Source organism: Simplicispira piscis (assembly GCF_054783455.1).
In genome coordinates this window covers 163,882-173,685 of sequence record NZ_BAAGQN010000010.1, presented here as the reverse complement: position 1 = coordinate 173,685, position 9,804 = coordinate 163,882, and the positions used below count along the sequence as shown (strand labels likewise).

The following is a 9,804-nucleotide window of genomic DNA, read 5'->3' as shown; positions in this document are numbered from 1 at the left end:
GGCCTCTGTCACACTTGCGGCTTCCTGCATTTCCTGCCCTGGTGGCTGTTCATGGCCGAGAGACTTCCTTCGGATATCGCGCGCGAAACCCTCAAGCAACTGGCCTTGCGCAGGCTGACGCCCACGCCGGACAACTTCAGAACGTTGTACGACGAAATCTCCGGGAACATCACCCCACCGCCATTTCCTGAAGGGCAACTGCGGCAGATTTTGCGGGTGGTTCCCGGCCAGACACCCGCGCAAAAGCGCCTGCTCGGGCAATTTGAAGCCGCTGTGGCCCAGAAAGACTGGCAAGCCATGCAAAGCGTGTTTGTAGGCTACGCCAAATTAGGTGCCAGTGCACCCATCGAAGTGGGTGAGCCCGGTACTGACATGCCCGGAACCCCGGATGCATCCGCTGCCGCACCCACCACCCTCCTCACAAGGACCCCGACCACGATCCCGGACGAACTGGCCGAACAGCTGGCGCGCATGGTAGAGCACACCCTGCATGGCCTGAGCAGCGATGACGCGCGCGTTCATCTGCTTGGCGGTCAGTTGGTGAAGTTTCTGCGCCAGCCTGCGCCGCCGATCAGCACGCTGCAGATCATGCTGGCCAATTTCAGCTTCCGTCTGTCGTTCGCCACCGAAGACCAGGCCTCCGTGCGCGCCATGCTGCTGGAATTGCTGCACATGGTGTTTGGCAACATCGCCGCGCTGAGCATCGACGACCGCTGGCTTCAGGGCCAGGCCGAGGCTCTGGTGGCCGCCACCGTCCAGCCACTCACCCTGCGCCGCCTCGACGATGTGCAACGCCGTCTGAAGGATGTCATCTTCAAGCAGACCGAGGCCAAGGGCCGCATGGTCGAGGCCCAGGAGCAGATGAAGGAGATGCTTTCTACCTTTATCGAACGCCTGTCCGACATGACCCAGGCCAGCAGCGGCTACCAAAACAGGATGGAGCGCTACTCCGAGCAGATCTCGCGGGCCAGTTCGCTGGCAGAGATCACCCCGGTCCTCAAGGAACTGGTGGGTGCCACGCGCTCCTTGGCGCTGGACAGCCGCGTGGTGCGCGACGAACTCACCGACCTGCGCGGACGCGCCCAAGAGAAGCAGACCGAAATGGTGCGGCTGCAACAGGAACTTGACCGCGTGAGCACCCAAGCCCGCCACGACCCCCTCACCGGTTCGCTCAACCGCAAAGGGCTCGACGAAGTCATAGAACGCGAAATTGCGCGCGCCCACCGCACCAATACCCCGCTGTGCGTATCCCTGCTCGACGTGGACAACTTCAAGCTGATCAACGATCGGCTCGGCCATGAGTCCGGCGACGCTGCCCTGGTGCACCTGGCCGATGTGGTGCGCGAAGTCATGCGCCCGCAAGACATGCTGGCGCGCTACGGTGGCGAAGAATTTGTGGTGGTGCTGCCCGATACCGCACTGACCCAGGGCGTCGAAGCCATGCAGCGCCTGCAGCGCGAGCTGACCACGCGCTTTTTTTTGCGCAACAACGAAAAAATTCTCATCACCTTCAGCGCCGGCGTGGCCCAGCTGACCAGCACCGAAACCGCGGCCGAAGCCATCCACCGTGCTGACCAGGGCATGTACCTTGCCAAGCGCTCCGGCAAAAACCGCGTGATGCCTGCCTGACACCGCTGCGGGCACGCTTGCACAGCTTCCCCAACATGCACCAGCGCCGCCAGTTCCTGCACCTGGCCCGCAACGCCGCTGCCATGGCCGCCCTGCCCCGCTGGGCATGGGCTGGCAGCACACTGCGGCACAACCCCTTTGGCCTGGGCGTGGCCAGTGGCGAGCCTGCGCCCCAGGGCGTAGTGCTCTGGACGCGCCTGCTGCCCAGCATCTCCAACACCCCCGCCAGCCTGGCCGATACCCTCACCGTGCGCTGGGAAGTGGCCAATGACGAAGCGTTCCGCCGCATCGTGCGCCACGGCACAGCCCCCGCATTGGCTGCGCTGGGACACAGCGTGCATGTCGAGCTGACCGGCCTGGAACCCGACCGCTGGTATTACTACCGCTTCATGCTGGGCGATGCCATCAGCCGCACCGGCCGCACACGCACCGCCCCCTTGCCTGGAGCCATGCCCAGGCACCTGCGCCTGGCCTTTGCGTCTTGCCAGCGCTGGGAAGACGGCCACTATGCCGCCTGGCGGCACCTGTGCACCGACACACCCGACCTGGTGCTCTTCCTGGGCGACTACATCTACGAATACGCATCGCCCCGCGACACCACAGGCCTGGCGCGCGTACACAGCCTGCGCCACGCCACCACGCTGGCCGACTTTCGCGACCGCCATGCCCTGCACAAAAGCGACCCGCACCTGCAGGCCGCCCATGCCAGCTGCCCCTGGGCCGTGACCTGGGACGACCACGAAATACAAAACGACTACGCGGGCAGCGCAGGCAAAGGGGATCCCGCCGCCTTCCTGGCCTTGCGCAGTGCGGCCTGGCAGGCTTTTTACGAGCACATGCCGCTGCGCGCATCCAGCCTGACTGCCCGCGGTTTTGCGCTGCACCGCCGCCTGGACTGGGGCCAGCTGGCCCACATCCACTTGCTCGACACCCGCCAGTACCGCGACCTGCAAGCCTGCCGACGCCCCCGGTCGAGCGGCGCGGGTGCCGTGCGCCCGGACGACTGCGCCGCCCTGCAAGACCCGTCCCGCAGCATGCTGGGCGCCACCCAAGAGAAGTGGCTGGACCAGGGCCTGGCGTACGACGCACACACCCAGGCGCGCTGGAGCGTGCTGGCGCAAACTACCCTCTTCTCCCCGCGCCACTACCCGTCGGGACTGCACTCAACCGACACCTGGGACGGCTACCCCGCCGCACGCCAGCGCCTGCTGCACGCCATAGAGCGCCATGCACCGCGCAATACCGTGCTGCTGGGGGGCGACATCCACCAGAACTACGTCTGCCGCGTTCCCGCCCACCCCGACCGGCCAGACGGGCCCACACTGGCCAGCGAGTTCTGCGGCACCTCCATTTCTTCACGCTCGGGCACCACGCAACAGAAAGTCGATGCCGTGGCCCGCCACAACCCCCATGTTCTGCTGGCACGCTGCGACCAGCGCGGCTATGGCCTGGCCGACCTGACCCCAGCACGCTGGACCACCACCCTGCGCTGCGTGGACGACCCACTGCGCGAGGACAGCGGCGTCCACACCCTGGCGCGCTTTGTGGTGCAAGACGGCAAGCCCGGGCCTCGACAAGACGGATGAAACCGTAAAAATTGCTATTATTTTTATAGCTTTTAGCGCTTACCCTCAAAGCCTCAGAGGCCAAAAACACTGAACTTTTTGGATAACGCCATCCCCCGTTGGGCACAGCGCCACAGTGGCGTTTACCATGGCTGCCTCGCCTTGATCTCTGGAGATTGCCATGCCCCACTGCATCCCCGCGTTTCGTATCGGCCTGCTGGCCGCCGCTGCCTGGCTGGCGGGCTGCGCCAGCACCCCCGCTTTGCACTACACCGTTCCCGCACAGCCTGAGGGCGCCTCGGGCTACACCGAGAAACCCGGCTGGGCCACAGCCCAATTTGCCGTTGCGGCCGCCAACCCGCTGGCGACCGATGCGGGCTACCAGGTCCTCAAGGCTGGTGGCTCGGCCATTGACGCCGCCATCGCCGTGCAGATGGTGCTCACCCTGGTGGAACCCCAATCGAGCGGTATTGGCGGTGGCGCCTTCCTGCTGCACTCTGATGGCAAGTCGATCGAAGCCTACGATGGCCGCGAAACTGCGCCCGCCAGCGCGGACGAAAAACTTTTCCTCGATGCCAACGGCAAGCCCATGGCTTTCCATGATGGCGTGGTAGGCGGCCGCTCGGTCGGTGTGCCCGGCACCCTGCGCATGCTGGAAATGGCCCACCGCGCGCACGGCAAGATGCCCTGGGCCGCCCTGTTCCAGCCCGCCATCGTGCTGGCCAAAAGCGGTTTCAAGGTCAGCCCACGGCTGCACACCCTATTGGCGAATGAAAAATATCTGTCGAAGGACCCCGTGGCGGCAGCGTATTTCTATGACGCTAGCGGAAAGCCCTGGCCCGTGGGCCATGTGCTGAAGAACCCCGAACTGGCCGCCGTTCTGCACAACATTGCCACCGAAGGCAGCCGCGCGCTGCACGAAGGGCCGCTGGCCCAGGCCATCGTCGATAAAGTGCGTAAACACCCCAGCAACCCCGGCCAGCTCTCTTTGGCCGACCTGGCGGGCTACCAGCCCAAAAAGCGCGAGGCGCTGTGCCACGACTACCGCGCCCGCGCCCACGACTATCTGCTTTGCGGCTTTCCACCGCCCAGCTCAGGCGCCCTTGCCATCGGGCAAATCCTGGGCATCCTGAACCAGACCCAGGCCGCCACCCTGCCGCTGGACCAGGGCCTGCCATCACACCAGTGGCTGCACCTGTACACCGAGGCCTCGCGCCTGGCTTTTGCTGACCGCGCCCTGTACGTGGCCGACCCCGACTTTGTGCAGCCCCCGGGCGGCAGCTGGATGAGCCTGCTCGACCCTGCCTACCTGGCCGAACGCGCCGCGCTGATAGGCGCGCAAAGCATGAAAGTGGCGCAGCCCGGCACCCCCGGCGCCCTCAAAACCAGCCAGGCCCCCATGCCCGAGCAGCCCGAATACGGCACCAGCCACATCAGCATTGTGGACAGCCAGGGCAACGCGCTGGCCATGACGACCACCATCGAAGACGCCTTTGGCTCCCGGCAGATGGTGACCACCAACACGGCCCGCAGCGGGGGCTTTTTGCTGAACAACGAGCTGACCGACTTCAGCTTTGCCCCCACCGACGCGCAAGGCCAGCCCATTGCCAACCGCGTGCAGCCTGGCAAGCGCCCCCGCTCGTCCATGGCGCCCACGCTGGTGCTCGACAAGGCCACGGGCCAGGTGCTGATGAGCGGGGGCAGCCCGGGTGGCGCGCTCATCATCCACTACACGGCCAAGACCCTGTACGGCGTGCTCAACTGGGGGCTGACCCCACAAAAGGCCATCGACCTGCCCAACTTTGGGTCACTCAACGGCCCATCGCTGCTGGAGGAAAACCGCTTTCCTGCGGCCACCGTGCAGGCGCTGCGCGAGCGCGGCGCCGAGGTGCGCGAGATGAACATGACCAGCGGCCTGCAGGCCATTACCCGCGGCCAGGCCCATGGCAAAACCCTGTGGCTGGGCGGTGCAGACCCCCGGCGCGAGGGTGTGGTCATGGGGGATTAATTTTGATAAAAACAGGCTCCAGCACTTTATGGTTAAGCGCCGGCAGCTACAAATAAAATAGCAAAAAATCCCTACACGCCCAGCACGGCCGTGCAGGGCGGGTCAGACATCAATGGCGTCAGCCGACCCGGCGCGCTTGCGCAATTCAAACTTCTGGATCTTGCCGGTGCTGGTCTTGGGCAACTCGCCCATTACCACCGCACGCGGCACCTTGAAGCCAGCCAGGTGTTTCTTGCAGTGCGCCACGATGTCTTCCGGCGTGGTTTGCGCGCCCAATTTCAGTTCAACGAAGGCGCACGGCGTTTCACCCCACTTGGCATCGGGCCGCGCCACCACGGCAGCGGCGAGCACGTCGGGGTGGCGGTAAAGCACGTCTTCCACTTCGATGGACGAGATGTTCTCGCCGCCCGAGATGATGATGTCCTTGCTGCGGTCCTTGATCTTGATGTAGCCATCGGGGTATTGCACGGCCAGGTCGCCGCTGTGGAACCAGCCACCGGCAAACGCTTCTTCGGTCGCCTGCGGGTTCTTCAGGTAACCCTTCATGGCGATGTTGCCCTTGAACATGATCTCACCCATGGTTTCGCCGTCCTGTGGCACGGGCTGCATGGTTTCGGGGTTGAGCACGCGCACATCGCGCTCCAGGTGGTAGCGCACACCCTGGCGGGCATTGAGCCGGGCGCGTTCACCAATGTCCAGTGCATCCCAGGCGGCATGCTTGGCGCACACCGTGGCGGGGCCATATACCTCGGTCAGGCCGTAGACATGGGTCAGGTCGAACCCCATCTTCTCCATGCCTTCGATCATGGAAGCCGGTGGTGCAGCGCCCGCCACCATGGCCTGGATACCCGCGGGGACACCCGTCTTCATGGCCTCGGGTGCGTTGACGAGCAGGCCGTGCACGATGGGCGCACTGCAGTAATGCGTGACGCCGTGGTTGCGCATGGCGTCAAAAATCGACTGCGCATCCACACGGCGCAGGCACACGTTGACACCCGCGCGCGCCGCCACCGTCCACGGAAAGCACCAGCCGTTGCAATGGAACATGGGCAGCGTCCACAGGTACACCGCGTGCTTGGGCATGTCCCACTCCAGCACGTTGCTGATGGCGTTGGCCGCCGCGCCCCGGTGGTGGTAGACGACGCCCTTGGGGTTGCCCGTGGTGCCACTGGTGTAGTTGAGCGCAATGGCATCCCACTCGTCGCCCGGCAACTCCCAGGCGAACCGGGCATCCCCCGTGGCCAGAAAAGCTTCGTAGGTGGTGCTGCCCAGTGTTTGGCTGGCTGGGCCATACAGGGCATCCTCCACATCGATCACCAGCAGCGGCGCCGTGCTTTGGCGCAGGGCCAGGGCCTTGGCCATGACGGGGGTGAACTCCGGGTCCACGATCACGGCCTTGGCCTCGCCGTGGTCCAGCATGAAGGCGACGGTCTCCGGATCCAGCCGGGTATTGATGGCGTTGAGTACCGCGCCCGCCATGGGCACCCCAAAGTGCGCCTCCACCATGGGCGGGGTGTTGGGCAGCATGACGGCCACGGTATCGTTCTTGCCAATGCCGCTGCGCTGCAGGGCGCTGGCCAGCTGGCGGCAGCGGGCATAGGTTTGCGCCCAGGTCTGGCGCAAGCTGCCGTGCACGATGGCCAGGCGTTCCGGGTACACCTCGGCCGTACGCTCGATGAAGCCCAGGGGCGACAGGGGCGCAAAGTTGGCCGCATTGCGGGGCAGGTTCTGGTCAAAGATGGAAGTCATGGGTAGTGCTCAGGAGGAAATGTGACTTTAAGACAGGCCATTGCGGCGGTTCATTTTGACCCGGTACATGGCAGCGTCGGCGCTGGCCAGCAGGGTATGGGCATCCTGCGCATCGCGCGGGAACAAACTGAGGCCCACACTGGCGCGCACGGCATAGGGTGTGCCCTGGATATCCAGTGGCTGCTCAAAGGCCTGCTGCAGCTTGAGGGCAATCTGCTCGGCGGCGGCTTCAGAATCGACGTTCTCGCACAGCACGGTAAATTCATCGCCGGCCAGTCGGGCCACGGTATCCACCTGGCGCACCGCCTCCAGAATCACCCGCGCCGTCGCCTTGAGCACAGCGTCGCCCACAGCATGGCCCAGGTTGTCGTTGATCGGCTTGAAATCGTCCAGGTCTACAAACAACAACACGCAGGGCCGGGTGCTGCGCCGCGACATCTCCAGCGCCTGTGTCAGCCGCTGCTCAAACATGCGGCGGTTGGGCAGGCCGGTCAAGGGGTCGTGGTAAGCCAGGTGCTCCATGGCGTCGCGGCTGGCATTGAGTTCGGCCATCTGCAGGCTGATCTGCTGTTCCATATCGCTGAAACTGCGGGCCAGGTCGCCCAATTCATCGTGCCGCCGCACCGGCAGCTCCCCATGCGCGCGCCCCTGCGAAAACGCCCGGGTCGCCCGCACCACCGCCTGCAGTGGCCCGGTCACCACACGGGACACCCAGGCCGCCAGCAGCACCCCTGCCAGGCACAGCGCCAGCAGCACTTTGAGAATGCTCTGCCCCAACCCACCCACGTCGCTCTGGATCACAGCCATGGGCTGCGACAAACCCACGACCAAAAACCGGCCATCTTCCTGAAACCCCAACGGCATGCGCACAAAAGCCAGCACCTGGGGGTTGCCATCATTGCCCAAATGCTCCAACACCACCTGGCGGCTTTCTCCCTGAAGAATTTGCCCAATCCCGGGCATGCTTTCCTGCGCCAGAATGCGTTGCCCGCGATCAAACCCATAGGTCTGCTGCCGATCGGAATGCGCCAAAAAATCGCCCCAGCGGTTGGTCAGGTAAAAAGCATAGGGCGGCGGAAGGCCTGCGCTGAAGTTGGCAAAAAACCCGCCAGCAGCCACCCGGATGACGACCACGCCCAGCACGCGCCCGTCCTGCACGACATTGGCCGCCATGTTGAACACGGGCTGCTCCGTGCCCTGGTCTGCACCACCTTCATGGTTGAGACCAAACTCGGACATATAAATGGAGTTGGCATCGAGCTTCAGCGTTTCGAAAACGAACGGGAAATGGGCTTTTTCCTGCAGCGCATCGCCCTCGACGCGCACCAGCCCCATACCGGAACGCTCCACGCGCACGAGTTCCAGGCCGTGGTCTTGCGCGCTGATCCATCGGATCTGCAGGTACGAAGGCCGCGCCACCAGCATGGCCTTGAAGGCGCTGGCAAGCCGGTCCCTTTCCAGCACCTGCGCATGCACATCGCCCGGCGCAACGACGGCCTGGGTTTGCGCCACCAGGGATGCCAGCATGGCCGTATCGCGCGCCACGCTGCCAAACCCGGTCTGCATATGTTGCGTCAGAATCTGCGTGGCCACCAACAGAGAGCTGCGAGCCCGGTCGTTGAGCACGTCGCGGCCTGCCACAAAGGTGAAATAACCCACCAACAACGCCGCAATGATGCTGAAACCAGCCAGCAGCAGCCCCAGGCGAAAACCGATGGTCCAGCGCATGCGTCAGAACCTTTCGGGCCGGTCGCCCGAGACAATGCGCTGCCACAGCCTTTGCCGCCGCTCGGCATCTCCCACAGGCTCCAGCCAAAGGATGGGCCCCTTCACAGCGTCTCCCGCCAGCGCTTCTGGTTCTTCCAGCGTATTGGCCAGCCCCTGGCGGCGCGTCAGTTCACGGCCCACCTGCAGTTCAAGCATGTAGTTGATCCACTGCGCAGCCAGGGTCTGCTGCCTGGAGCGGCTGGAAATAGCCCAGCAATCGAGCCATGCCAGCGCTCCCTCGCGGGGCACCACATAGCCGACATCCAGCCCGGCGTCCCGGAACAGCTTGAGTTGCTGCTGGCCATAGTTGGCATGCATCACCGCCACCCCATGTCGGCGGAACAAGTCCAGCGACTCTTCGGGCAGGTTGTAGAACGACAGCAGGTTGCGGCGCAGCGCGACCAGGTCCCGTGACACGGCACCCCACTGCGCCGGGTCCACGCGAAAAGGGGACATTCCCTGGTGCAGGGCCGCCAGCGAAAAAGCATGGCTGCTGCCGTCAAAGGCGAGCACGCGCCCTTGCCAGCGCGGATCCCACAGTACGGCCACCGAATCGGGGGGCTCTGGCAACTGCTGGCGGTCATAGATCAGCCCCATTTCAGAGTAGGTATAGGGCAGTGCATACACCAGCCCTTGCCGCGTGATACCGGCAATGGCATCAAGCTGGCGAAAACGGGGCAGTTGCCGCGCCGCATTGGGAATGTCGGCCATGGGCAGGGGCGCCAGTTGCTGCAGTTCCACAAAACGGGCGATCTCGACCGTATTGGCGGCCACCACATCAAAGGCCGGCGCCTTGGTGTCTGCCAGTTTGGCGCGTAAAACATCGTCCGACCCCACAATGGTGACCTCTACCCGCACGCCATGGCGTTTTTCAAACACCGCCACCAGGTCCGGGTCGGCATAGCCGGACCAGGTCAGCACCCGCAAGGTGGTGGGCGCCGCCTGCACCGAGCCCGCCAGCAAGGCCCACACCAACGCCACCCAAACGGGCAGAACCCACCAGCACCGCATCCGGATCGCGTTCAACGACATGCACAGTCCTTGGGGTGTAACCATAAGCAACGACAAGTTTACGCGGACAATACC

The 9,804-nt window shown here is 64.5% G+C and carries 6 protein-coding genes; 3 read left to right on the top strand and 3 right to left on the bottom strand.

All coding sequences use genetic code 11. The features are described from left to right. Positions 1 to 51 precede the first annotated feature (51 nt). The 3 genes from ACYVOC_RS06890 (at position 52) to ACYVOC_RS06880 (ending at position 5,202) form a co-directional block, all read left to right on the top strand. Entirely contained in the window at positions 52 to 1,629 is a 1,578-nt protein-coding gene (locus ACYVOC_RS06890; RefSeq protein ID WP_461161311.1) for a GGDEF domain-containing protein, read from the top strand. Between the two features lie 35 nt (positions 1,630 to 1,664). After that, positions 1,665 to 3,215: an alkaline phosphatase D family protein gene (locus ACYVOC_RS06885; RefSeq protein WP_461161299.1), complete on the top strand. Its 1,551-nt coding sequence runs from the start codon at positions 1,665 to 1,667 to the stop codon at positions 3,213 to 3,215. Positions 3,216 to 3,375: 160 nt separating this feature from the next. Continuing rightward, positions 3,376 to 5,202 (top strand): gamma-glutamyltransferase family protein, encoded by a 1,827-nt coding sequence (locus ACYVOC_RS06880; RefSeq protein WP_461161298.1) that lies wholly within the window; start codon positions 3,376 to 3,378, stop codon positions 5,200 to 5,202. Between the two features lie 102 nt (positions 5,203 to 5,304). Here ACYVOC_RS06880 and ACYVOC_RS06875 read toward each other — a convergent pair whose 3' ends face one another. Genes ACYVOC_RS06875 through ACYVOC_RS06865 form a run of 3 tightly spaced genes read right to left on the bottom strand, consistent with a single transcriptional unit; the run spans position 5,305 to position 9,750 of the window. Continuing rightward, positions 5,305 to 6,951, bottom strand: a complete 1,647-nt coding sequence (locus tag ACYVOC_RS06875) for an acyl-CoA synthetase (RefSeq protein ID WP_116003530.1) — start codon at positions 6,949 to 6,951, stop codon at positions 5,305 to 5,307. A gap of 27 nt (positions 6,952 to 6,978) precedes the next feature. Then, positions 6,979 to 8,679 carry a diguanylate cyclase domain-containing protein gene (locus tag ACYVOC_RS06870; protein ID WP_461161297.1) on the bottom strand — a complete coding sequence of 567 codons (1,701 nt, stop codon included), beginning with the start codon at positions 8,677 to 8,679 and terminating at the stop codon, positions 6,979 to 6,981. Between the two features lie 3 nt (positions 8,680 to 8,682). Continuing rightward, a complete protein-coding gene (locus ACYVOC_RS06865) occupies positions 8,683 to 9,750 on the bottom strand; it encodes an ABC transporter substrate-binding protein (protein ID WP_461161296.1) in 1,068 nt (355 codons plus the stop codon). Positions 9,751 to 9,804 lie beyond the last annotated feature (54 nt).